Annotated in this window: 25 protein-coding genes and 1 pseudogene; 24 read left to right on the plus strand and 2 right to left on the minus strand. The window is 61.7% G+C overall.

All coding sequences use genetic code 11. From position 1 onward, the window contains the following. Positions 1-23: 23 nt before the first annotated feature. The 5 genes and pseudogenes from AC3IT9_RS07785 to AC3IT9_RS07805 all read left to right on the plus strand — a co-directional run. A pseudogene (locus tag AC3IT9_RS07785) lies at positions 24-137 on the plus strand (outer membrane lipoprotein carrier protein LolA); the annotation flags it as partial. A gap of 11 nt (positions 138-148) precedes the next feature. Beyond that, positions 149-1,000, plus strand: a complete 852-nt coding sequence (locus tag AC3IT9_RS07790) for a CheW domain-containing protein (RefSeq protein WP_489272596.1) — start codon at positions 149-151, stop codon at positions 998-1,000. A gap of 75 nt (positions 1,001-1,075) precedes the next feature. Next, entirely contained in the window at positions 1,076-1,561 is a 486-nt protein-coding gene (locus AC3IT9_RS07795; RefSeq protein WP_007980742.1) for a chemotaxis protein CheW, read from the plus strand. Beyond that, positions 1,562-1,954, plus strand: a complete 393-nt coding sequence (locus tag AC3IT9_RS07800) for a DUF2802 domain-containing protein (RefSeq protein WP_423502044.1) — start codon at positions 1,562-1,564, stop codon at positions 1,952-1,954. It abuts the gene before it with no gap. Positions 1,955-2,279: 325 nt separating this feature from the next. Further along, complete coding sequence (locus AC3IT9_RS07805; RefSeq protein ID WP_150724485.1) at positions 2,280-2,780, plus strand: DUF6622 family protein; 501 nt, start codon at positions 2,280-2,282, stop codon at positions 2,778-2,780. Between the two features lie 63 nt (positions 2,781-2,843). Here AC3IT9_RS07805 and AC3IT9_RS07810 read toward each other — a convergent pair whose 3' ends face one another. Both AC3IT9_RS07810 and fliK read right to left on the minus strand, forming a co-directional pair. After that, positions 2,844-3,173: an EscU/YscU/HrcU family type III secretion system export apparatus switch protein gene (locus AC3IT9_RS07810; RefSeq protein WP_423502045.1), complete on the minus strand. Its 330-nt coding sequence runs from the start codon at positions 3,171-3,173 to the stop codon at positions 2,844-2,846. Beyond that, complete coding sequence (fliK, locus tag AC3IT9_RS07815; RefSeq protein ID WP_489272598.1) at positions 3,170-4,744, minus strand: flagellar hook-length control protein FliK; 1,575 nt, start codon at positions 4,742-4,744, stop codon at positions 3,170-3,172. The genes AC3IT9_RS07810 and fliK overlap by 4 nt, the downstream gene beginning before the upstream one ends. Before the next feature lie 199 nt (positions 4,745-4,943). Here fliK and ccmA point away from each other — a divergent pair, with 199 nt between their 5' ends. From ccmA to phnK, 19 genes are all read left to right on the plus strand, one after another. Further along, positions 4,944-5,579, plus strand: coding sequence for a cytochrome c biogenesis heme-transporting ATPase CcmA (ccmA, locus tag AC3IT9_RS07820; RefSeq protein WP_150724488.1), 636 nt, complete (start codon positions 4,944-4,946; stop codon positions 5,577-5,579). Beyond that, positions 5,576-6,244, plus strand: a complete 669-nt coding sequence (gene ccmB, locus AC3IT9_RS07825; protein ID WP_007980754.1) for a heme exporter protein CcmB — start codon at positions 5,576-5,578, stop codon at positions 6,242-6,244. Before ccmA ends, ccmB begins: the two co-directional genes overlap by 4 nt. Positions 6,245-6,317: 73 nt before the next feature. Then, positions 6,318-7,073, plus strand: coding sequence for a heme ABC transporter permease (locus AC3IT9_RS07830; RefSeq protein ID WP_150757673.1), 756 nt, complete (start codon positions 6,318-6,320; stop codon positions 7,071-7,073). Continuing rightward, positions 7,070-7,246, plus strand: coding sequence for a heme exporter protein CcmD (gene ccmD, locus AC3IT9_RS07835; RefSeq protein ID WP_060541438.1), 177 nt, complete (start codon positions 7,070-7,072; stop codon positions 7,244-7,246). Before AC3IT9_RS07830 ends, ccmD begins: the two co-directional genes overlap by 4 nt. Further along, positions 7,243-7,698, plus strand: a complete 456-nt coding sequence (gene ccmE / locus AC3IT9_RS07840) for a cytochrome c maturation protein CcmE (protein WP_008052305.1) — start codon at positions 7,243-7,245, stop codon at positions 7,696-7,698. Before ccmD ends, ccmE begins: the two co-directional genes overlap by 4 nt. Before the next feature lie 3 nt (positions 7,699-7,701). Next, positions 7,702-9,690, plus strand: a complete 1,989-nt coding sequence (locus tag AC3IT9_RS07845) for a heme lyase CcmF/NrfE family subunit (protein ID WP_489272601.1) — start codon at positions 7,702-7,704, stop codon at positions 9,688-9,690. Further along, the gene (locus AC3IT9_RS07850) at positions 9,687-10,223 is read left to right on the plus strand and encodes a DsbE family thiol:disulfide interchange protein (RefSeq protein ID WP_150724492.1); all 537 of its coding nucleotides are present in this window, start codon (positions 9,687-9,689) and stop codon (positions 10,221-10,223) included. The genes AC3IT9_RS07845 and AC3IT9_RS07850 overlap by 4 nt, the downstream gene beginning before the upstream one ends. After that, positions 10,220-10,693, plus strand: a complete 474-nt coding sequence (locus AC3IT9_RS07855) for a cytochrome c-type biogenesis protein (RefSeq protein WP_150724493.1) — start codon at positions 10,220-10,222, stop codon at positions 10,691-10,693. The genes AC3IT9_RS07850 and AC3IT9_RS07855 overlap by 4 nt, the downstream gene beginning before the upstream one ends. Continuing rightward, entirely contained in the window at positions 10,686-11,888 is a 1,203-nt protein-coding gene (gene ccmI, locus AC3IT9_RS07860) for a c-type cytochrome biogenesis protein CcmI (protein ID WP_489272602.1), read from the plus strand. Before AC3IT9_RS07855 ends, ccmI begins: the two co-directional genes overlap by 8 nt. Before the next feature lie 15 nt (positions 11,889-11,903). Beyond that, the gene (locus AC3IT9_RS07865; protein ID WP_150753410.1) at positions 11,904-12,314 is read left to right on the plus strand and encodes a hypothetical protein; all 411 of its coding nucleotides are present in this window, start codon (positions 11,904-11,906) and stop codon (positions 12,312-12,314) included. Between the two features lie 1,210 nt (positions 12,315-13,524). Next, on the plus strand, positions 13,525-14,358 hold the full coding sequence (phnC, locus tag AC3IT9_RS07870; protein WP_150753409.1) for a phosphonate ABC transporter ATP-binding protein: 834 nt from the start codon (positions 13,525-13,527) through the stop codon (positions 14,356-14,358). Positions 14,359-14,402: 44 nt separating this feature from the next. Next, a complete protein-coding gene (phnD, locus tag AC3IT9_RS07875; RefSeq protein ID WP_489272604.1) occupies positions 14,403-15,419 on the plus strand; it encodes a phosphonate ABC transporter substrate-binding protein in 1,017 nt (338 codons plus the stop codon). Between the two features lie 150 nt (positions 15,420-15,569). Continuing rightward, a complete protein-coding gene (gene phnE / locus AC3IT9_RS07880) occupies positions 15,570-16,352 on the plus strand; it encodes a phosphonate ABC transporter, permease protein PhnE (RefSeq protein WP_150724498.1) in 783 nt (260 codons plus the stop codon). A 38-nt stretch (positions 16,353-16,390) separates the two neighbouring features. Then, a complete protein-coding gene (gene phnF / locus AC3IT9_RS07885) occupies positions 16,391-17,095 on the plus strand; it encodes a phosphonate metabolism transcriptional regulator PhnF (protein ID WP_191628006.1) in 705 nt (234 codons plus the stop codon). An 11-nt stretch (positions 17,096-17,106) separates the two neighbouring features. Continuing rightward, a complete protein-coding gene (gene phnG / locus AC3IT9_RS07890; protein ID WP_150724499.1) occupies positions 17,107-17,556 on the plus strand; it encodes a phosphonate C-P lyase system protein PhnG in 450 nt (149 codons plus the stop codon). After that, positions 17,556-18,146, plus strand: a complete 591-nt coding sequence (gene phnH / locus AC3IT9_RS07895) for a phosphonate C-P lyase system protein PhnH (protein WP_489272606.1) — start codon at positions 17,556-17,558, stop codon at positions 18,144-18,146. The genes phnG and phnH overlap by 1 nt, the downstream gene beginning before the upstream one ends. Next, positions 18,146-19,222: a carbon-phosphorus lyase complex subunit gene (locus AC3IT9_RS07900; protein WP_489272608.1), complete on the plus strand. Its 1,077-nt coding sequence runs from the start codon at positions 18,146-18,148 to the stop codon at positions 19,220-19,222. The genes phnH and AC3IT9_RS07900 overlap by 1 nt, the downstream gene beginning before the upstream one ends. After that, entirely contained in the window at positions 19,215-20,087 is an 873-nt protein-coding gene (locus tag AC3IT9_RS07905) for an alpha-D-ribose 1-methylphosphonate 5-phosphate C-P-lyase PhnJ (protein ID WP_489272610.1), read from the plus strand. Before AC3IT9_RS07900 ends, AC3IT9_RS07905 begins: the two co-directional genes overlap by 8 nt. Further along, complete coding sequence (gene phnK, locus AC3IT9_RS07910; RefSeq protein WP_489272611.1) at positions 20,084-20,890, plus strand: phosphonate C-P lyase system protein PhnK; 807 nt, start codon at positions 20,084-20,086, stop codon at positions 20,888-20,890. The genes AC3IT9_RS07905 and phnK overlap by 4 nt, the downstream gene beginning before the upstream one ends. Positions 20,891-20,910 lie beyond the last annotated feature (20 nt).

The following is a 20,910-nucleotide window of genomic DNA, read 5'->3' on the forward strand; positions in this document are numbered from 1 at the left end:
AACGCTGACGCGGGAAACCTGACATGATCCCGATCCCTGTAGGAGCGAGCCTGCTCGCGATGGTCGTCAACGATGACGCGGGAAACCTGACACCCCGTGGCGCGCTCAGGTTCATCGCGAGCAGGCTCGCTCCTACAGGTGTGCGCGCATGAACCGCCCATTGAAGACCACCTCGCGCCCACAACTGGCCTTGCAGTCGTATCTGGACAGCCTGCTGCAGGACGTGACAGAGGAGCTGACACCGCCAGTAGAGGCGGTGGCCGAGGAGATCGCGGCCGAAGCCGTGCTGGACGAATTTCAGGCAGCGGTGCTCGAAGAGCAGGCCCGGGATGCACAGAAAACCGCAGTGGCTGCCGCTCCGGTGGTCGCGCCTTTGGCCGAGGCTCCCGTAGCCGTGGCCGAAGCCCCGGAAGTTATCGAGGCGCCTCAGACGCTGGTATCGCCCGTCGTCGAAGTGCACCTGCCACCGAACAACACGCCGCCACCGGTGGAAACCGACGGTCGTCCGTCCTGGGCTGCCGAACCCTTCGAATGTCTGCTGTTCGATGTCGCCGGTTTGACCCTGGCGGTGCCGCTGGTGTGCCTGGGGTCGATTTACTCGCTGGCCGGTCACGAGCTAACACCGTTGTTCGGCCAGCCGGAATGGTTCCTGGGCATCCTACCGAGCCAGGCCGGCAACCTCAAGGTGCTCGATACCGCGCGTTGGGTCATGCCCGACCGTTACCGCGACGATTTCAAGCAGGGCCTGCAATACGTGATTTCGGTGCAGGGCTACGAGTGGGGGCTGGCGGTGCATCAGGTCAGTCGTTCGTTGCGTCTGGACCCGAATGAAATCAAATGGAGAAGTCATCGAGGTCAGCGGCCATGGCTCGCCGGCACGGTGATTGAACACATGTGCGCCTTGCTCGATGTCGCCTCGTTGGCCGAGTTGATCGCCAGCGGCGGAGCCCGGCACATGTCCGGTGGCAAGCCGGGCCACAAACCGACATCAGTCAAATAAACAAAACAGGCGACGTCACCCTGATGGCGTTGCAGGGAACACACACCGCCAGGGCGGTTTCTTGAGGGGCTGGGTATGAATGACAAGGCAACGGCGGCAAAGGGTTCCGAAGATCCGATCCTGCAATGGGTCACCTTCAAGCTGGACAACGAGACCTACGGCATCAACGTGATGCGCGTCCAGGAAGTCTTGCGTTACACCGAAATCGCCCCGGTCCCGGGTGCCCCGAGCTACGTGCTGGGCATCATCAACCTGCGCGGCAACGTCGTCACCGTGATCGACACCCGCCAGCGCTTCGGCCTGATGAATGCCGAGATCAGCGACAACACCCGTATCGTCATCATCGAAGCCGACAAGCAGGTGGTCGGGATCATGGTCGACAGCGTGGCCGAAGTGGTTTACCTGCGTCAGTCGGAAATCGAAACCGCGCCGAACGTGGGTAACGAAGAGTCCGCCAAGTTCATTCAAGGCGTGTGCAACAAGAACAACGAACTGCTCATCCTGGTCGAGCTCGACAAGATGATGAGCGAAGAAGAATGGTCGGAACTGGAGAGTATCTGATTGATTCTCGAGGTTGCGGTCATTGTCCTGTTCCTGTTTTTGGCAGGCACGCTGGCGATGTTCCTGGCGTACATTCGCGGTCAAAAACAGATCGCCGCGCAACAGGCCAAGGGCGATGCGCTGCGTGATCAGCGCATCAAGGACCTGGCCAAGCGCGTCGACGACTACCAGAACGGCAATGTGCGCATGGGCGAAGACCTGCACGAGCTGCGGGCGATCGTCGCGCCGTTGCCGGACAAACTCGCTCAGCTGGAACAGCGTGATCCTTCAAGCCTGTCGTTCGCCCAGGCGGCGCGACTGGTCGGGATGGGCGCCAGCGTCAACGAACTGACCCAGTCCTGCGGCTTGACCCAGGCTGAGGCGGAGTTGATGAGCAAGCTGCACAAGAACTGAGTGTTGTTATCCGGTTGAAATCGCTTTCGTCGGAACGCCGCCCGGAGCAAGCCCGCTCCCACACTGGATCAATGTCGTACACAAAATTTGTGTTCACAGAAGACCAAATGTGGGAACGGGCTTGCTCCGGGCGGCGTTCCGACGAAGGCGTCCTCGAATGCGCAGCAATCTTCCTCGCGATCCGCCTCATTCCTCTCTATCCTCAGACAGGGATTACGCTGTCGTAGTCTCCTGCCTATAACATTCTCAGATCCCACCGTCTTGTGATCGCAACCAGCGATCAGTAGTTTGATCTGCTCAAACATACACAGTGCCAGGAAGGCTTATGATCGACATTTTGCGCGGTACACCGCTGTGGGTTTATGCGGTGTTTTTTATTCTGAGTTACTACGGTGTCATCGCCTGTTTCAGGAGCCACGTATCGAAAAGGTCATTGCAGATATCACCCGTGATATTCGTGGCTTTGTCCCTCGCATCGCTCAATCCCTCCCAGGAAATTGCAATCCAGCTTTCAGTCTATGCATTGGGATTGCTGGCGGGGTGGTTGCTGGCACTGCGTTTTTTCTCGTACAACAATGTGCAGTGCGAGGGGCAACATCTGGTTCTACCCGGTACGATCAAGGTACTGATTGTGTATTGGGGCTTTTTTGCCTGGCGTTATTACGAAGGTTACCAGGCGGCCATGTACCCGGAACTGGCCAATGAAATGTCGGCGGTTGCAGGGGCGGCGCTGGGGGCAGGGCTCATCAATGGTTTGATTGTTGGTCGCAGTTTCAAGCTATTGCGTTTCGTAGGAGCTGGCTTGCCAGCGAAGGCGGCTAAATGATCGGTGCAATATTCAAGTTCGCATTCGCCGGCAAACTGGCTCCTGCATAACGGGTTCGTAAGCTCAATAATCATCCCCGCGCTCGGTGATGTCCTTCTCGACCATCAGCGCATCCGGATCCTGCCCCGCCGGAAACTTCCCCTTCAAACTCCACGCAAACGCAATGATCTCGGCAATCGTCCAATACAGCTCCTGCGAAATGCTGTCCCCCAGCTCCATCCGCGCCAACAACCTCACCAGTTCGGCATTCTCGTAGATCGGCACTTCGCAGTCGCGGGCAATGCGCATGACTTCTTCCGCCAGCTCTTTGTCGCCTTTGGCGGTGAGGGTCGGGGCGTGGGTGCCGTCGTATTTGAGGGCGATGGCCTGGCGTGGGGTGTTGGGGTTTTTCATGCGGTTTCGTCGACCCAGCGTTGTTCGAGGCGGGTTTGCGGGCCTTGGGGCGGTGTGCCGAGGTGGCAATCGAGGTCGCCGACGTTCAGGCCGGCGGACAGCAAGCGGTTACGCAGCCCGCTCAGGTTGCTTTCGATCAGGCTGGCGGTGTAAGGCCGCTCTGCCCAGAGCTGGCTGCTGAGGCTGCCCTTGATCAGTTGCGCCTGAATTTGCAGCGGCCCCAAAGGCTCCATGGCGAAGGCCAGTTCCACACGCCACAACTGCTGCTTGGGTTCGCGTTCTTCGCGACGTTCCTTGGGCTGTTCTTTTTCGGGTGAGTCTTCACGCTGGAACTTGACCTGCAAGGGCACGATGTCTTGCAAATTGCGCATCGGGATTTCCAGCTGCCAGGTGCTCATCAGCCGTCCGTCGGCGGTTACGCCGGTCTGTTCCAGGCTCGACAGTTGATGGCTTTGCAGGCGTGAAACCGCGGCGGCGGCCAGGCGCAGCAGGTGTTCGAGGTCGTTTTCACCGTCGGCGCCTTGCAACTGGCGTTCGGGCAGCGGGAAGCCGGTCGGCGATGGTTTGGCACTGACCTGGCCGAGCATGCCCAGGGCATTGCGGACAAAATTCGGCATGGCCTGGGCCAGGGTATTGGCGGCGATGATCGCACCGAGGCTGGTGTTGGCCGGCAAGCCCTGACTCAATTGCGCAACCAGTTTGAGCAGGTCGCCTTTCATGTCCGGTGCGAGCGTCGGGTTTTGCCCGGTCAGCAGTTTGCTTTCGAGAAACATACCGCTGCTGGCCAGGGCCTGGGCCAGGCCCTTGGGGGTGCTCAACTGTTGAACATCTGGCAGGCCGGCGAGCAACCGGGCAGCGGCGCTGCGCAATTCAACGGATGTCTGGTCCGAGGGCGGCAGGTTTTGCAGGAGCTTGAGCAAGCCGTCCAGCGATCCCTGGCGGCTTTGCTGGTCGACCAGTTGCCGGGTCACCGCCAGTTGCTCCTGTCGGCTGCTCAGGGGCACGAATTTCACGGTCTGGGCGTCTTGCACCTGCGCGCTCAACAAGGTGCCGATGCGCAAGGGCTGCGGGCTGTCGATGTTCAGGGTGCTGCCGCTCAGTGCGGTGTTGAGCAGGCCCACCATCGAGCGAAATACCATGGGCTGGCCGGGCACCTGGGGCAGCACTTGCGAGGTCAGCACTTTGCCCTGCAGCAGGGTGCCAACGGGCAGTTGCGCGGTGTCGAGACGGGTGAGGGTGGCGATGTTGGAGGCAATGGCCTGTTGCACCGTCACGGCCAGGTTGCCGGCCGAGGGCTGGCTGACGACCAGCGTGGTGCCCTGTGCCAGCGGTTGATTGCTGGTGGTCTGGACCGTGGTCTGGCGGCCGCTGTCGAGGGTGACCTTGAGCAGCATCTGGAAAGTCTGGTCCGCCTGCTTGAGCGACAGTACTTCGGCCTGGGCGGTTTGACCGACGCTGATCAGCCCCTCCACTGGCGTCAGCAACTTGAGCAACTCACCACTGACCACCGGCGGGCGCGAAGTCGCCGGGAGGGTTTGCGGTAGCGGGAGGATGTTCATTTCGCCTGTCATACGCGGTCACAACCTGAGGAAAATGCACTCTTTAGAGTAAGGTCTGGCATGTATAATGCCGCGCCGTTGTATCCAAAAATGGCGAAAACTTTGCAATTGTTTGACGCAGCTCTCTAGAACAAGACGTCATTGCATCTATGCTGCATCTCTTTAACGGCCGCGCCAGAGCCGACTTGAACCGTATAAGGCCCGTGAACCCTTGACCAGTCCTGTCCTGCAAACCGTTGCCCTTGCCTGTGAGCGAGACCTTCGGCTGCTCTTCGAAAATCTCGATTTGCGACTGGCCAGTGGCGAAATGGTACAAATCAGCGGCCCCAACGGCAGCGGCAAGACCAGCCTGTTGCGCCTGCTCTCGGGGCTGATGCAGCCGACCGCCGGTCAGGTGCTGCTCAACGGCCAGCCACTGAACGAACAACGCGGTGAGCTGGCGCGCAACCTGCTGTGGATCGGCCACGCGGCCGGGATCAAGGATTTGCTGACGCCGGAAGAGAACCTGAGCTGGCTGTGCGCCTTGCATCATCCGGCGACCCACGAGGCGATCTGGCAGGCGCTGGCCGCGGTCGGGCTGCGCGGATTCGAGGATGTGCCTTGCCATACCCTGTCTGCCGGTCAACAGCGTCGCGTCGCCTTGGCTCGCCTGTATCTGGACAGCCCGCCGCTGTGGATCCTCGATGAACCCTTTACCGCCCTCGACAAGCAGGGCGTGGCACAGCTTGAATCTCATCTGGCCGGCCACTGCGAACGCGGCGGCATGGTGGTGTTGACCACTCATCACACGCTGAGCCGGATGCCGGCCGGTTATCGCGACATCGATCTGGGGAGCTGGGCCGTATGAGTGTTTTCGGCTTGCTGGTCGCCCGCGAGGCTCGTCTGCTGTTCCGCCGTCCGGCGGAACTGGCCAATCCGCTGGTGTTCTTTGCCATCGTCGTTTCTCTGTTCCCGCTGGCGGTCGGACCCGAGTCTCAATTGTTGCAAACCTTGTCTCCGGGGCTGGTCTGGGTGGCAGCGCTTTTATCGGTTTTGCTCTCGCTGGACGGGCTTTTCCGCAGTGATTTCGAGGATGGATCCCTCGAGCAGTGGGTCCTTTCGCCGCACCCCCTGGCTCTTCTGGTTTTGGCCAAGGTGCTGGCACACTGGGCTTTTTCCGGCCTGGCACTGGTTTTGCTCGCGCCCTTGCTGGCGCTGATGCTCGGTTTGCCTGCCGCCTGTCTGCCAGTGTTGCTGCTTTCGTTGCTGCTCGGTACACCGGTACTGAGCCTGCTCGGTGCGGTGGGCGCGGCGCTGACGGTGGGCTTGAAACGCGGTGGCCTGTTGCTGGCACTGCTGATTCTGCCGTTGTACATCCCGGTGTTGATCCTTGGCAGTGGCGCCTTGCAGGCCGCCTTGCAGGGGATGCCGGCGACCGGTTATCTGTTGTGGCTTGGCAGCCTGACCGCCCTGGCGATAACCCTGACACCTTTTGCAATAGCTGCTGGCCTGAAGATCAGCGTCGGCGAATAATGAGGTCTGGTTAAAAAACAACCAGCAAAGACCCTGGCTCTTCACAGTAAAGAGCAACCGTGATGGAAACAGTATGAACTGGACGTGGTTTCACAAGCTTGGCTCGCCCAAATGGTTTTACGGCATCAGCGGCAAAATGCTGCCCTGGCTGAGCGTCGCGGCGTTGCTGCTGATCAGCGTTGGCGTGGTCTGGGGCCTGGCCTTCGCGCCGCCGGACTACCAGCAGGGCAACAGCTTTCGCATCATTTATATCCACGTCCCGGCCGCCATGCTGGCGCAGTCCATCTACGTGATGCTGGCCGTGTGCGGCATCGTCAGCCTCGTTTGGAAGATGAAACTGGCCGACGTCGCCCTGCAATGCGCGGCGCCCATCGGTGCCTGGATGACCGCCGTGGCGCTGGTCACCGGGGCGATCTGGGGCAAGCCGACCTGGGGCTCGTGGTGGGTCTGGGACGCACGCCTTACGTCCATGCTTATCCTGCTTTTCCTGTACTTCGGTCTCATTGCGCTGGGCAACGCGATCAGCAATCGTGACAGCGCGGCCAAGGCCTGTGCGGTGCTGGCGATCGTCGGCGTGATCAACATCCCGATCATCAAATACTCGGTTGAATGGTGGAACACCCTGCACCAGGGCGCGACCTTCACCCTCACCGAAAAACCGGCGATGCCGGTCGAAATGTGGCTGCCACTGCTGCTCACGGCGCTGGGGTTCTACTGTTTCTTCGGCGCGGTCCTGCTGCTGCGCATGCGTCTTGAAGTGCTCAAGCGTGAAGCCCGGGCCAGTTGGGTCAAAGTCGAAGTGGAAAACAGCCTGGAGGTCGCTCGATGAGTTTTGCTTCATTCGGCGACTTCATCGCCATGGGCCATCATGGCTTGTATGTCTGGTCAGCCTATGGCATCTGCCTGGCGGTACTGACCCTCAACGTGGCGGCGCCGATCCTGGCCCGCAAGCGGTATCTGCAACAAGAGGCGCGTCGTCTGCGCCGGGAGAACGGCAAGTGAATCCGCTGCGCAAAAAGCGTCTTATCATCATTCTCGCGATCCTGGTCGGGGTCGGCGCTGCCGTCGGCCTGGCCCTGAGCGCCCTGCAGCAGAACATCAACCTGTTTTACACACCGACCCAGATCGCCAACGGCGAAGCCCCGCAGGACACGCGTATCCGTGCCGGCGGCATGGTCGAGGCCGGTTCCTTGCAGCGTTCCGGCGACTCGCTGGACGTGAAGTTCGTGGTCACCGACTTCAACAAGTCCGTGACCATCACTTATCGCGGCATCCTCCCGGACCTGTTCCGTGAAGGGCAGGGCATCGTCGCCCTGGGCAAGCTCAACGCCGATGGCGTGGTGGTGGCCGATGAAGTGCTGGCCAAGCACGACGAGAAGTACATGCCGCCGGAAGTGACCAAGGCCCTGAAAGACAGCGGCCAGTCGGCACCCACTCCCGCGAAAGAGGGCTAACTGATGACAGCTGGAATCTTCATTCCCGAGTTGGGCCACCTGGCCATGATCCTGGCGCTGTGTTTCGCGCTGGTTCAGGCGGTGGTGCCATTGGTCGGTGCCTGGCGCGGTGACCGCTTCTGGATGAGCCTGGCCCAGCCGGCCGCGTGGGGGCAGTTCGCGTTCTTGCTGTTCGCCTTCGGTTGCCTGACCTACGCCTTCATGGTCGATGACTTCTCCGTGGCCTATGTGGCCAACAACTCCAACAGCGCCTTGCCGTGGTACTACAAGTTCAGCGCCGTGTGGGGAGCCCACGAAGGTTCCCTGCTGTTGTGGGCCTTGATTCTCGGCGGCTGGACCTTCGCGGTGTCGGTGTTCTCCCGGCAGTTGCCGCAAATCATGCTGGCCCGCGTGTTGGCGGTGATGGGCATGATCAGCACCGGATTCCTGCTGTTCCTGATCCTCACTTCGAACCCGTTCAAACGCATTCTGCCGCAAATGCCCACCGATGGTGCCGACCTCAACCCCTTGCTGCAAGACATCGGCCTGATCGTTCACCCGCCGATGCTGTACATGGGCTACGTCGGTTTCTCGGTGGCCTTCGCCTTCGCCATCGCCGCGCTGATGGGCGGTCGCCTGGATGCCGCGTGGGCGCGTTGGTCGCGTCCGTGGACCATCGTGGCCTGGGCCTTCCTTGGCATCGGCATCACCCTCGGCTCGTGGTGGGCCTACTACGAACTCGGCTGGGGCGGCTGGTGGTTCTGGGACCCGGTGGAAAACGCCTCGTTCATGCCATGGCTGGTGGGCACCGCACTGATTCACTCGTTGGCGGTCACGGAAAAACGTGGCGTGTTCAAGAGCTGGACCGTGTTGCTGGCCATCGCCGCATTCTCCTTGAGTCTGCTGGGCACCTTCCTCGTGCGTTCCGGCGTGCTGACCTCGGTGCACGCCTTTGCCTCCGACCCGGAGCGCGGGGTGTTCATCCTGATTTTCCTGCTGTTCGTGGTCGGTGGTTCGCTGACCTTGTTCGCCCTACGCGCGCCGGTGGTCAAGAGCCAGGTCGGTTTCAACCTCTGGTCCCGGGAAACCCTGTTGCTGGGCAACAATCTGGTGCTGGTGGTGGCCGCGTCGATGATCCTGCTCGGCACCTTGTACCCGCTGATTCTGGACGCCATGACCGGCGCCAAGCTGTCCGTCGGCCCGCCGTACTTCAACGCGCTGTTCATTCCGTTGATGGCGTTGCTGATGGTGGTGATGGCGGTCGGCGTGATCGTGCGCTGGAAAGACACTCCGGTGAAATGGCTGGTGAGCATGCTGACCCCGGTCCTGCTCGGCAGCGCCGCGCTAGCAGTAGTGGCCGGCGTCGCCTACGGCGATTTCAACTGGGCCGTGCTCGCAACCTTTATGCTCGCCGCTTGGGTGTTGCTGGCCGGTGTGCGTGACATCTTCGACAAGACCCGCCACAAGGGCCTGATCAAAGGCCTGCCAACCTTGACCCGTAGCTACTGGGGCATGCAGATCGCGCACCTGGGTATTGCCGTGTGTGCGCTGGGTGTCGTGCTGTCGAGCCAGAACAGTGCCGAGCGCGACCTGCGTCTGGCGCCGGGCGAATCCATGGACCTGGGCGGCTATCAGTTCGTCTTCGAAGGCGCCAAGCACTTCGAAGGCCCGAACTTCACCTCCGACAAGGGCACCGTGCGGGTGATCCGCAACGGCAAGGAAATCAGCGTGCTGCACCCGGAAAAACGCCTGTACACCGTGCAGAACTCGGTGATGACCGAAGCGGGCATCGACGCCGGTTTCACCCGCGACCTCTATGTCGCCCTCGGTGAACCACTGGGTAACGGCGCCTGGGCTGTGCGCGTGCATGTCAAACCGTTCGTGCGCTGGATCTGGTTCGGCGGCTTGTTGACAGGCGCAGGCGGGTTGCTGGCGGCGCTGGATCGGCGTTATCGGGTCAAGGTCAAAAGCCGCGTGCGCGAAGCACTGGGCATGTCGGGAGCCACTGCATGAAGCGTTGGTTGATGTTGTTGCCACTGGCGATTTTTCTGGTGGTCGCTGTATTCCTTTACCGTGGGTTGTACCTGGATCCGGCCGAGCTGCCTTCGGCCATGATCAACAAGCCGTTCCCGGAGTTTTCCCTGCCATCGGTGCAAGGCGACAAGACCCTGACCCGCGCTGACATTCTGGGCAAACCGGCGCTGGTCAACGTCTGGGGCACCTGGTGCATTTCCTGCCGGGTCGAGCACCCGGTGCTGAACAAACTGGCCCAGCAGGGCGTGGTGATCTACGGCATCAACTACAAGGACGTCAACGCCGACGCCTTGAAGTGGCTGAAGGACTTCCACAACCCGTATGCGCTGGACATTCGTGACGACGAAGGGTCGCTGGGCCTGAACCTGGGCGTGTACGGCGCGCCGGAAACCTTCTTCATCGACGCCAAGGGCATCATCCGCGACAAGTTCGTCGGCGTGATCGACGAACAGGTCTGGCGTGAAAAACTGGCGGGCAAGTACCAGGCGCTGGTCGACGAGGCCAAGCCATGAAGCGCTGGATTGCTGCCGTTGTCCTGGGCTTGAGCCTGGCGGGCGTGGCCCACGCGGCCATCGACACCTACGAGTTCGCCAAGGAAGGTGACCGCGAGCGTTTCCGCGAGCTGACCAAGGAGCTGCGATGCCCCAAGTGTCAGAACCAGGACATCGCCGATTCCAACGCACCGATTGCCGCCGACCTGCGCAAAGAGATTTTCCGCATGCTCGGCGAGGGCAAGAGCAACCAGCAGATCATCGACTTCATGGTCGATCGCTACGGTGACTTCGTCCGCTACAAGCCTGCACTGAACGCCAAGACCGCCTTGCTCTGGTTCGGCCCCGCCGGCCTGCTGCTGGGTGGTGTCGTGATCATCGCGGTGATCGTTCGCCGTCGTCGCGTGCAACGCGCCGGTACCCAGGCTGAGCTTTCTCCCGAGGAGCGCTCGCGCCTCGACCACCTGTTGGATAAAACCAAGAATGATTGATTTCTGGCTCGCTGCAGGTCTGCTGCTTCTGGTTGCCCTGAGTTTTCTGTTGATCCCGGTGCTGCGCAGCCGTCGCGCCCAGCGTGAAGAGGATCGTACCGCCCTGAACGTTGCGCTGTATCAGGAGCGCGTGGCTGAGTTGCAGACTCAGCAGGAAGAGGGCGTGCTCGATGCGGCGCAAATGGACGCCGGTCGCGCCGAAGCCGCCCGTGAATTGCTGGCGGACACCGAAGGCGCTGAAGCGCCGCGGGTGTCGCGTCTGGGCAAACCCTTGCCGTTGCTGGCGGCCATTCTGGTGCCGGTGCTGGGCCTGGGCCTGTATCTGCATTTTGGTGCCAGCGACAAGGTCGAACTGACACGCGAATTTTCCCAGGCTCCCCAGTCGATGGAAGAGATGACCCAGCGCCTGGAGCGTGCGGTCGCCGCTCAGCCGGATTCCGCTGAAGGCATGTACTTCCTCGGTCGCACCTACATGGCTCAGGACCGCCCGGCGGACGCGGCGAAGATGTTCGAACGTACCGTGAGCCTGGCCGGTCGCCAGCCCGAGCTGCTCGGTCAATGGGCCCAGGCCCAGTACTTCGCCGATGGCAAGAAGTGGTCGGACAAGGTCCAGGCCCTGACCGACGAAGCGCTCAAGGCCGATCCGAAAGAAGTCACCAGCCTTGGCCTGCTGGGCATTGCCGCGTTTGAAAGCGAGCGTTATCAGGACGCCATCGATTACTGGAATCGCCTGTTGGCGCAGCTGCCGCCGGAAGACAAGTCCCGCGAGGCGCTGCAAGGCGGGATTACCCGGGCCACGGAGAAGCTGGTGGCCAGTGGTGGCAAGGTTGCGCAAGCACCGGCGGCGAAGACCGCGGCGTTGCTCAAGGTCAGCGTCGATCTGGCAGCGGACCTCAAATCCAAGGTCCAGCCTGGCGACAGCGTGTTCATCTTCGCCCGTGCGATCTCCGGTCCTCCGGCCCCGCTGGCGGTCAAGCGCATGACCGTGGCCGACCTGCCGGTGACCGTCGAACTGGGTGATGCCGACGCAATGATGCCGCAATTGAAACTGTCGAACTTCCCTGAAGTCCAACTGGTTGCGCGCATTTCCCGTGCCGGCAAACCGACCGTCGGCGAATGGATCGGTCGCAGCCAACCACTGGCCAGCAGCACCACCGCGCCGCAAACACTGACCATCGACAGCCCGGACAAATAACAGGAAAACGCAATCATGACCGCATTCGCTCGTATCACCCTGCTCAGCGTCGTTATGGGGTTAAGCGCTTGTGCGGTCCAGCAGCCAACGGAACATCAGGCACCACCACCGCCGTTCCCGCCGTCGCAGCCGAGTCCCACGCCATCGACGTCGCCTGTACCGAGCAAGCCGACCATCCCGGCCAAACCCTCCAAGCCGTTGCCACGCACTTCTGCGAGCTTCGCGCCACCACCTGGGGGGAATAGCCATTGGGATCCGAAGCTTGGGGTGTATGTGCTGGATGACCAGCCCAATACCTTTTATCGCCAGCGCACCTATTACCGCTGGGATAACGGCTGGAGCCGGTCGATCAGTCCTGACGGGCCGTGGGAAGACACTGATATCCAGGGTGTACCGGGTGGCCTGGGGCGGAAATTCGGGCAGTAACGCAAAGAGGCGACCTTCGGGTCGCCTTTTTTGTGCCTGTTGAAATGTGATTGCCGGGGGATTGCTGAACCCTGTGGGAGCGGGCTTGCTCGCGAAGGCGGCCTGACAGCTGATCAATTTCTTCCGAATGTACCCAGCCCAACTGTAGGAGCGAGCCTGCTCGCGAAGGCGGGCTGATAGCCGACCTGTCTTTTGTTGACTGTGTACATATCCGGTTTTTTGGTAACGGCGGCTGGCGGTTTCGCCCTTACGGCGAGTCACTTTTTTTACAAGCGCCTAAAAAAAGTAACCCAAAAAACGCTCGCCCCGAACGTACGGCCCCTCGCTAAGGCTCGGGGTTCCTTCGCTCCGGCATTCATCCGGGGGCATCGCCTCCGGTCGGCTTCGCTCGACCTCCTCTCGATGTGTTCGGCTGCGCCGAACGGCGCTGCGCGCCTACCCCCGGATGAACGCCTCCACTCAGCCTGCCGAGGGGGCGGGTGGATCAAGATCAAGAGCTGCAGGCGAGCTAACGCTCGGCCTGTTGAGTGGTGAAGAGCGAAGGTGTACGCCGATCCGCCTTTGCTCTTCTGTGGGAGCGAGCTTGCTCGCGATGACGGCCTGTCAGCCAACTCAATTCTCACAGGCGAACGAACCCCGCGATCAGGCCGGCCGGTAGGCCGCCTCGCTTTGGCTTTTGATCTTGATCTTCTTGCCACCTCGTGAGGCCGAGCGGAGGTTCTGCGCAGTGGGCAACCCGGCATGGATGCCGGGTTAGCCGCCGCCGGCCATGGATGGCCGATGGCGGCGGGCCCACGGAGCAGGACCGGAGCGAGGGCATGTCGAGCCTTGGCGAGGCAACGAACGTCAGGGGCAAGAGCCCTTGGTTACTTGGGGCCGGGCGGCGTTCCGCTCTTCCAAGTAACCCGCCATAAGGGCGGAACCCTAAGTGGCCGTTACCGCAGCAACGGATATGTACACCCACAAAATAATCATCGCCTGACACAAAGCCTTCGCGAGCAAGCCCGCTCCCACAGTGTTCTTCAGTAACCACAACAATGGATACAACCGCGACCAAATACGCAAACCTCCAGCTCAACCTTTCACAAAACCTTCATCAAATAGCCCATCCAGTGACATGTGCAAGTCATAGGGCTGACATGCCCGGTGCCTAAAGTCTGTTGAACTCAAATACAGCCACGGACGGCTGTTCAACCAGACAGAGAAGCCCATGAACGCAGCTATCCATGTCGATCATCTGAACAAGACCTTTGCGCGCAAAACCGCACTGGTCGACCTCGAACTGACCATCGCGGCCGGTGAGATGGTCGCGCTGATCGGCGCGTCCGGCTCCGGCAAGTCCACCTTGCTGCGCCATCTCGCGGGCCTGGCCTGTTGCGATCGCCACAACGGGGGCAGCGTCAAGGTGCTGGGTCGCGAAGTGCAGGCATCCGGCCGTTTGAATGGCAAGGTGCGCCGCCTGCGCGCCGACATCGGCTACATCTTCCAGCAGTTCAACCTGGTCAACCGATTGAGCGTGCTCGACAACGTGCTGCTCGGTTGCCTGGGGCGCATGCCGCGCTGGCGTGGCAACTTGAGCCTGTTCAATGCCGAGGAAAAGCAGTTCGCCATGGAGTCCCTGGACCGTGTCGGCCTGGCTGACCTGGCGGCACAACGGGCCTCGACCCTGTCCGGCGGTCAGCAACAGCGCGTGGCGATTGCCCGTGCATTGACCCAGCGGGCCGAGGTGATTCTGGCGGATGAGCCGATTGCCTCCCTCGATCCGGAATCGGCGCGCAAGGTCATGGAGATCCTCGCCGACATCAACCGCCGTGACGGCAAGACCGTTGTGGTGACCCTGCATCAAGTCGACTACGCCACCCGTTATTGCCCGCGTGCCGTGGCGCTCAAGGCCGGCCGGATTCATTTCGATGGCCCCGGCTCTCAATTGAGCGGCCAGTTCCTCAACGATTTGTACGGTGCCGACACCGACACCAGCCTCATGTGTTCCGAGTCATCCCGTCACAGCGAAGCGGCGCCGCGACTGGTGTTGGCGCGCGTGTGATCAACCCCGGATTCCCCCACCGTTCACCCTCAGGAAACCTTTCCATGTTGAACCGTATCGGTCGCGTTTTTGCTGGTGCAGCGCTGCTCGCCAGCTGTGTATTGGGCAACGCCCAGGCGGAAGAAAAAGCCATCAACTTCGGCATCATGTCCACCGAGTCTTCGCAAAACCTCAAGAGCATCTGGCAGCCGTTCCTGGATGACATGCAGAAGCAGACCGGCCTGAAGATCAACGCCACGTTTGCCTCCGACTATGCCGGCCTGATCCAGGGCATGCGCTTCAACAAGGTCGATGTGGCCTGGCTGGGCAACAAGGCCGCGATCGAAGCGGTGGACCGCTCCAACGGCGAGATCTTCGCCCAGACCGCTGCCGCCAGTGGCGCCGCCGGTTACTGGAGTGTGCTGATCGTACGCAAGGACAGCCCGATCAACTCCGTCGATGACATGCTGAAAAATGCCAAGAGCCTGACCTTCGGCAACGGTGATCCGAACTCCACCTCGGGCTACCTGGTGCCGGGCTACTACGTGTTTGCCAAGAACCACGTCGACGCCGCCACCGCGTTCAAGCGCACCCTCAATTCCAGCCATGAAGTCAACGCGCTGAGCGTGGCCAAGGGGCAAGTGGATGTGGCGACCTTCAACACCGAAAGCTGGGATCGCCTGGAAGTCACCCAGCCGGACAAGGCGGCACAGCTCAAGGTGATCTGGAAGTCGCCGCTGATTCCGGCCGACCCGCTGGTGTGGAGCAAAGCGCTGAGTGACAGCGAGAAAACCAGGATCCGCGATTTCATCTTCAGCTACGGCGACACCGACGAAGAGAAGGCCGTGCTCAAGGGCATGCAACTGGGCAAGTTCCTGAAATCCAGCGACGACCAGTTACTGCCGATTCGCCAGCTGGAGCTGTTCAAGCAGCGCACCACGATCAGCGCTGACGACAAGTTGGAAGCGGCCGACAAGGCCAAAAAACTGGCCGACATCGATGCCGAGCTGGCGAAGCTGCAAGAGCGCCTGACCTTGCTGGAAAAGACCAACACCGAGAAGAGCGCGGCCAACGCCGGTTGAGCCAGTGTGGGAGCGAGCCTGCTCGCGAATGCGGCCTGACATTCACCCTCGATGGCGACTGACATACCGCTTTCGCGAGCAGGCTCGCTCCCACAGGTTTTATGTCTGCACTCGCATTTCGCGCTTCATTTGATTTTTTAGAGAACCCTCATGACCACTCTGCACGCTGAAGCTGTCGGCAAGCGCACCTGGCCGCAGTACCTCGGTTGGGGCCTGTTTCTGGTCCTGCTGGCTTGGGCCTGGCACGGCGCCGAAATGAATCCGATGGCGCTGTACCGCGACTCGGGAAACATGGCGACCTTCGCCGGGGACTTCTTCCCGCCGGACTTCCATGAATGGCGCATGTACCTCAAGGAAATGCTCGTCACCGTACAAATCGCCCTGTGGGGCACGGTGCTGGCGATTGTCTGCTCGGTGCCACTGGGCATTCTCTGCTCGGAAAACATCACGCCGTGGTGGATTCACCAACCCCTGCGCCGGGTGATGGACGCCTTCCGCTCGATCAACGAAATGGTGTTTGCCATGTTGTTCGTGGTGGCCGTCGGGCTGGGGCCATTTGCCGGGGTCCTGGCGCTGTGGATCAGCACTACTGGAGTACTCGCCAAGCTGTTCGCCGAAGCCGTCGAGGCGATTGATCCCGGTCCGGTCGAAGGCGTTCGCGCCACCGGTGCCAGTGCCTTGCAAGAGGTGATCTACGGGGTGATCCCGCAAGTCATGCCGCTGTGGGTGTCCTACGCGCTGTACCGCTTCGAGGCCAACGTGCGCTCGGCGACGGTGGTGGGGATGGTCGGGGCCGGCGGGATCGGGGTGATCCTGTGGGAGAACATCCGCGCCTTCCAGTTCACGCAGACCTGCGCGGTGCTGCTGGTGATCATCGTCATCGTCAGCCTGATCGACATCCTCTCGCAACGCCTGCGCAAGCAGTTCATCTGATATTTCGGAGGGGTGCCCGCGGGCGCTTTTTTTTAAGCATGCAGTTGTCTAGACAAGATGAGCCGGTGTACCGCGAGTTGGCCGACATCCTGCGTCGGGAGTTGGCGGATTACCGCGCCGGAGATTTCCTGCCGGGCGAGGTGATGTTGGCCGAGCGCTTCGGGGTCAACCGCCATACCTTGCGCCGCGCCATCGATGAACTGGTGTTCGAGGGCAGCCTGTTGCGCCGCCAGGGCAAAGGCACCCAGGTGCTGGAGCGGCCGCTGATTTACTCGATGACCGCCGACAGTGCCTACAGCCAGTCGCTGTCAGCCCAGGGGCATGGCGTCGAGGCAGTGCTGCTCAAGCGTCGTTACTGCTTCGCCAGTCGTGAAGAAGCCCAGTATCTGGGCATCGCCGAGATGGCTCCGATGATCGAGCTGCAGACCTTGCGCAAGCTCGACAACCAACCGGTCAGCCTGATCCGTCATCGCTACTGCGCCAGTTACGCGCCGCTGTTGGCCGATTACACCGGGGGCTCCCTGCGCAAATACCTGAGCGAACGGGACTTGCCGCTGACCCGTACCCAGAGCCTGATCGGCGCTCGCTTGCCCAACCGCGAAGAGGCCGCGCTGCTGCTGATGCCCCGGCATCTGCCGGCCCTGAGCGTGTTCACCCTTTCCCGCGATCGCGACGGCCGTGCGGTGGAGCTGGCCCAGTCCACCAGCCGTTCGGATCGCTTCCAGTACCAGGTCGTCACCTGATGGAGAACGCCATGCACAACCCTGTTCCTCATACCGAACGGCAGCACTGGATCGGTGTGCTGGCCCGCGCCAGCCGCAGTGAATTGCAGCCCTTCGAAGCCGCTTTGCGCGATGTCGAGTACCAACTGATCCGCGCCCCGGAAATCGGCATGACCCTGGTCCGTGGCCGCATGGGCGGTAACGGCGCGCCGTTCAATGTCGGCGAAATGAGCGTGACCCGCTGCGTGGTGCGCCTGGCCGATGGCCGTACCGGCTACAGCTATCTGGCGGGTCGCGACAAGGTCCATGCCGAACTGGCCGCGTTGGCTGACGCGCATTTGCAAGGCGCGCAACAGCGCCATTGGCTGGCGGAAATGATCACGCCGCTGGCGACTGTTCAGACCCAACGCCGGGCACAAAAAGAGGCGGAAACCGCCGCCACCAAAGTCGAATTCTTCACCCTCGTGCGAGGAGAAAACTGATGAGCGCACAGCTGTTGCAACCGGCGTTCGCCGACCCGGTGCTGGATGCCCAGCGCGGATTTCGCACTGCACTCAAGGCCTTGGCCGGCCCCGGTCTGATCCAGACGCTGCATGCCACACCGAGCCTCGAAGGCTTGGCGCCCGCGACCTACGCGCTGTGCCTGTCGTTGCTGGATGTCGACACACCGCTGTGGCTGGCGCCGTCCTTCGATACGCCGTTGATCCGAGCCAACCTGGCGTTCCATTGTGGTTGCCCATTGACCGCCAAGCGCGAAGACGCGCGGTTCGCCTTGCTTGCCGCCGAGGATCTGCTCGACCTGAGCGGTTTCGATACAGGCAACGACCGTTACCCGGACCAGTCCTGCACCTTGCTGGTTCAGCTGCCAAGTCTCGACGGCGGGGCAGGGCTGCTGTGGCGCGGGCCGGGCATCGAAAGCGAACACGGCGTCGCGCTGCCGCTGGCCGATGACTTCTGGCGCGAACGTGAACTGCACAACGAATTCCCCCGGGGCCTGGACCTGTTTTTCACCGCCGGCCATGACCTGATCGGCCTGCCCCGCAGTACCCGTATCGCAGAGGAGCGCGCCTGATGTACGTAGCCGTCAAGGGTGGCGAACAGGCCATCGACAATGCCCACCGCCTGCTGGCGAAAAAGCGCCGGGGCGATACCTCGGTCACGGAGCTGAGTGTCGAGCAGATCCGTCAGCAATTGCCGCTGGCGGTGGCGCGGGTGATGAGCGAAGGCTCGCTGTACGACGAAGAACTCGCGGCGCTGGCGATCAAGCAAGCGGCGGGGGATCTGGTGGAAGCGATCTTCCTGCTGCGGGCCTACCGCACTACGTTGCCGCGCTTCAGCCCGAGCCTGCCGATCGACACGCAACACATGCAGCTCAGCCGTCGTTTGTCCGCGACCTTCAAGGACGTGCCAGGTGGGCAACTGCTGGGCCCGACCTTCGATTACACCCATCGTTTGCTGGACTTCGCATTGCTGGCCGAAGGCGAATACCCGGGCCCGCAAGTCACCCCGAATGCCAGCCTTGAGCCCTGTCCGCGAGTCCTCGGTTTGCTCGCCCAAGAGGGCCTGATCAAGACCGAATCGGACAACGGCGAAAGCGTGGCCGACATCACTCGCGACCCACTGGAGCTACCCGCCAGTCGTGCGCAACGCCTGCAAGCGTTAGCCCGTGGCGACGAAGGTTTCCTGCTGGCGCTGGGTTATTCCACCCAGCGCGGTTATGGCCGCAATCACCCGTTCGCCGGGGAAATTCGCATCGGTGAAGTCGAGGTGTGGGTCGATCCCGAAGAGCTGGGCTTCCCGATCAACCTGGGCTGCATCGAAGTCACCGAGTGCGAGATGGTCAACCAGTTCGTCGGCTCGGCCACGGAGCTGGCGCAGTTCACCCGCGGCTACGGTTTGGCCTTCGGGCACGCCGAACGCAAGGCCATGGGCATGGCACTGGTCGACCGTGCGCTGCGCGCTGACGAATACAACGAAGAAATCGTTTCGCCAGCGCAGCAGGAAGAATTCGTACTGATGCACTGCGACAACGTTGAGGCCGCAGGCTTCGTCTCGCACCTGAAGTTACCTCACTACGTCGACTTCCAGGCCGAACTGGAACTGATCCGCAAACTGCGCAAGCCTGCCGAGGGCAAAAACCATGAATGACCTGACTCAGGCACCCGTGCGCGATGCGGCGTACAACTTTGCCTACCTCGATGAACAGACCAAACGCATGATCCGCCGCGCCTTGCTCAAGGCCGTGGCGATCCCTGGTTACCAGGTGCCGTTCGGTGGTCGCGAGATGCCGCTGCCTTATGGCTGGGGCACTGGCGGCATGCAGTTGACCGCCGCGATTCTGGGGGACGACGACGTGCTCAAGGTCATCGACCAGGGCGCGGACGACACCACCAACGCCGTGTCGATCCGCCGCTTCTTCGCCCGCACCGCTGGCGTCGCAACCACCGAAAGTACGCCGGACGCGACGGTGATCCAGACTCGTCACCGCATCCCGGAAACGCCACTGCATGCCGATCAGATCATGGTCTATCAGGTGCCGATTCCCGAGCCGCTGCGCTTTATCGAGCCGTCGGAAACAGAGACCCGGACCATGCATGCCCTCAACGATTACGGGGTCATGCACGTCAAGCTTTACGAAGACATTGCCACCTTCGGCCACATCGCCACGGCCTACGCCTATCCGGTGATGGTCGACGAGCGCTACGTGATGGACCCGTCGCCGATCCCCAAATTCGACAACCCGAAACTCGACATGAGCCCGGCGCTGATGCTGTTCGGCGCCGGCCGTGAGAAGCGTCTGTACGCGGTGCCGCCGTACACCAAGGTCACCAGCCTCGACTTCGAGGATCACCCCTTCGAAACGCAGAAGTGGGAAGAGTGCTGCGCGATCTGTGGCAGCCGCGATTCGTTCCTCGATGAGTTGATCCTCGACGACGCCGGCACCCAGAGCTTCGTCTGTTCCGACACCTATTACTGCGCCCAGCGCGTCAGCCAGCAGGAGCAGGGCCAATGAATCAGGCGCTGAATAACCAAGTGTCCGTGTCCACCGAACCGCTGCTGCGAGTGCGTGATTTGTCGCTGTTGTACGGATTGGAAAAGGGCTGTCAGGACGTCAGCTTCGACTTGTATCCCGGTGAAGTGCTGGGGATTGTCGGCGAGTCCGGTTCGGGCAAATCCACCTTGCTCTCGCTGCTCAGCGGGCGCTTGCCGCCGCAGCGCGGACAGATCGGCTACCGCGATAAAGAGGGTCAATGGCTGGACCTGTACAGCGCCAGTGAAGCCGAACGCCGCACCTTGTTGCGTACCGAATGGGGCTTCGTCGAGCAGAACCCTCGCGACGGTTTGCGCATGGGCGTGTCCGCCGGCGCCAACATCGGCGAGCGCCTGATGGCCCAGGGCGTGCGCAATTACCAGCAACTGCGTGGGGCCGGGCTCGACTGGCTGAGCCAGGTGGAAATCGATCCGCAGCGCATCGACGACTTGCCCCGGACCTTCTCCGGCGGCATGCAGCAGCGCCTGCAAATCGCCCGCAACCTGGTGTCCAGTCCACGGCTGGTGTTCATGGATGAACCGACCGGAGGCCTCGATGTCTCGGTGCAGGCGCGCTTGCTCGACCTGCTGCGGGGACTGGTGCGTGAGCTGGACCTCGCCGTGGTGATCGTCACCCACGACCTGGCAGTCGCTCGCTTGCTGGCTGACCGTTTGATGGTGATGCGCCGTTCGCGGGTGGTGGAAACCGGGCTGACCGATCAGATCCTCGACGATCCGCAGCACCCTTATTCGCAACTGCTGGTGTCGTCGGTGTTGCAGCCGTGAAGCCCCGTTCAATAGTGGAA

Source organism: Pseudomonas sp. KH_046_1 (assembly GCF_057839025.1).

What these genes read in the sequence shown, in the direction of transcription:
- phnC (WP_150753409.1), top strand. Translation starts at nt 13,525, where the DNA reads ATGAACGCAGCTATCCATGTCGATCATCTGAACAAGACCTTTGCGCGC.
- phnF (WP_191628006.1), top strand. Translation starts at nt 16,391, where the DNA reads ATGCAGTTGTCTAGACAAGATGAGCCGGTGTACCGCGAGTTGGCCGAC.
- phnE (WP_150724498.1), top strand. Translation starts at nt 15,570, where the DNA reads ATGACCACTCTGCACGCTGAAGCTGTCGGCAAGCGCACCTGGCCGCAG.
- AC3IT9_RS07845 (WP_489272601.1), top strand. Translation starts at nt 7,702, where the DNA reads ATGACAGCTGGAATCTTCATTCCCGAGTTGGGCCACCTGGCCATGATC.
- AC3IT9_RS07900 (WP_489272608.1), top strand. Translation starts at nt 18,146, where the DNA reads ATGTACGTAGCCGTCAAGGGTGGCGAACAGGCCATCGACAATGCCCAC.
- ccmI (WP_489272602.1), top strand. Translation starts at nt 10,686, where the DNA reads ATGATTGATTTCTGGCTCGCTGCAGGTCTGCTGCTTCTGGTTGCCCTG.
- phnG (WP_150724499.1), top strand. Translation starts at nt 17,107, where the DNA reads ATGCACAACCCTGTTCCTCATACCGAACGGCAGCACTGGATCGGTGTG.
- ccmD (WP_060541438.1), top strand. Translation starts at nt 7,070, where the DNA reads ATGAGTTTTGCTTCATTCGGCGACTTCATCGCCATGGGCCATCATGGC.
- phnD (WP_489272604.1), top strand. Translation starts at nt 14,403, where the DNA reads ATGTTGAACCGTATCGGTCGCGTTTTTGCTGGTGCAGCGCTGCTCGCC.
- ccmB (WP_007980754.1), top strand. Translation starts at nt 5,576, where the DNA reads ATGAGTGTTTTCGGCTTGCTGGTCGCCCGCGAGGCTCGTCTGCTGTTC.
- AC3IT9_RS07905 (WP_489272610.1), top strand. Translation starts at nt 19,215, where the DNA reads ATGAATGACCTGACTCAGGCACCCGTGCGCGATGCGGCGTACAACTTT.
- AC3IT9_RS07810 (WP_423502045.1), bottom strand. Translation starts at nt 3,173, where the DNA reads ATGAAAAACCCCAACACCCCACGCCAGGCCATCGCCCTCAAATACGAC.
- AC3IT9_RS07795 (WP_007980742.1), top strand. Translation starts at nt 1,076, where the DNA reads ATGAATGACAAGGCAACGGCGGCAAAGGGTTCCGAAGATCCGATCCTG.
- phnK (WP_489272611.1), top strand. Translation starts at nt 20,084, where the DNA reads ATGAATCAGGCGCTGAATAACCAAGTGTCCGTGTCCACCGAACCGCTG.
- fliK (WP_489272598.1), bottom strand. Translation starts at nt 4,744, where the DNA reads ATGACAGGCGAAATGAACATCCTCCCGCTACCGCAAACCCTCCCGGCG.
- AC3IT9_RS07850 (WP_150724492.1), top strand. Translation starts at nt 9,687, where the DNA reads ATGAAGCGTTGGTTGATGTTGTTGCCACTGGCGATTTTTCTGGTGGTC.
- phnH (WP_489272606.1), top strand. Translation starts at nt 17,556, where the DNA reads ATGAGCGCACAGCTGTTGCAACCGGCGTTCGCCGACCCGGTGCTGGAT.
- AC3IT9_RS07865 (WP_150753410.1), top strand. Translation starts at nt 11,904, where the DNA reads ATGACCGCATTCGCTCGTATCACCCTGCTCAGCGTCGTTATGGGGTTA.
- AC3IT9_RS07855 (WP_150724493.1), top strand. Translation starts at nt 10,220, where the DNA reads ATGAAGCGCTGGATTGCTGCCGTTGTCCTGGGCTTGAGCCTGGCGGGC.
- AC3IT9_RS07830 (WP_150757673.1), top strand. Translation starts at nt 6,318, where the DNA reads ATGAACTGGACGTGGTTTCACAAGCTTGGCTCGCCCAAATGGTTTTAC.
- AC3IT9_RS07805 (WP_150724485.1), top strand. Translation starts at nt 2,280, where the DNA reads ATGATCGACATTTTGCGCGGTACACCGCTGTGGGTTTATGCGGTGTTT.
- AC3IT9_RS07790 (WP_489272596.1), top strand. Translation starts at nt 149, where the DNA reads ATGAACCGCCCATTGAAGACCACCTCGCGCCCACAACTGGCCTTGCAG.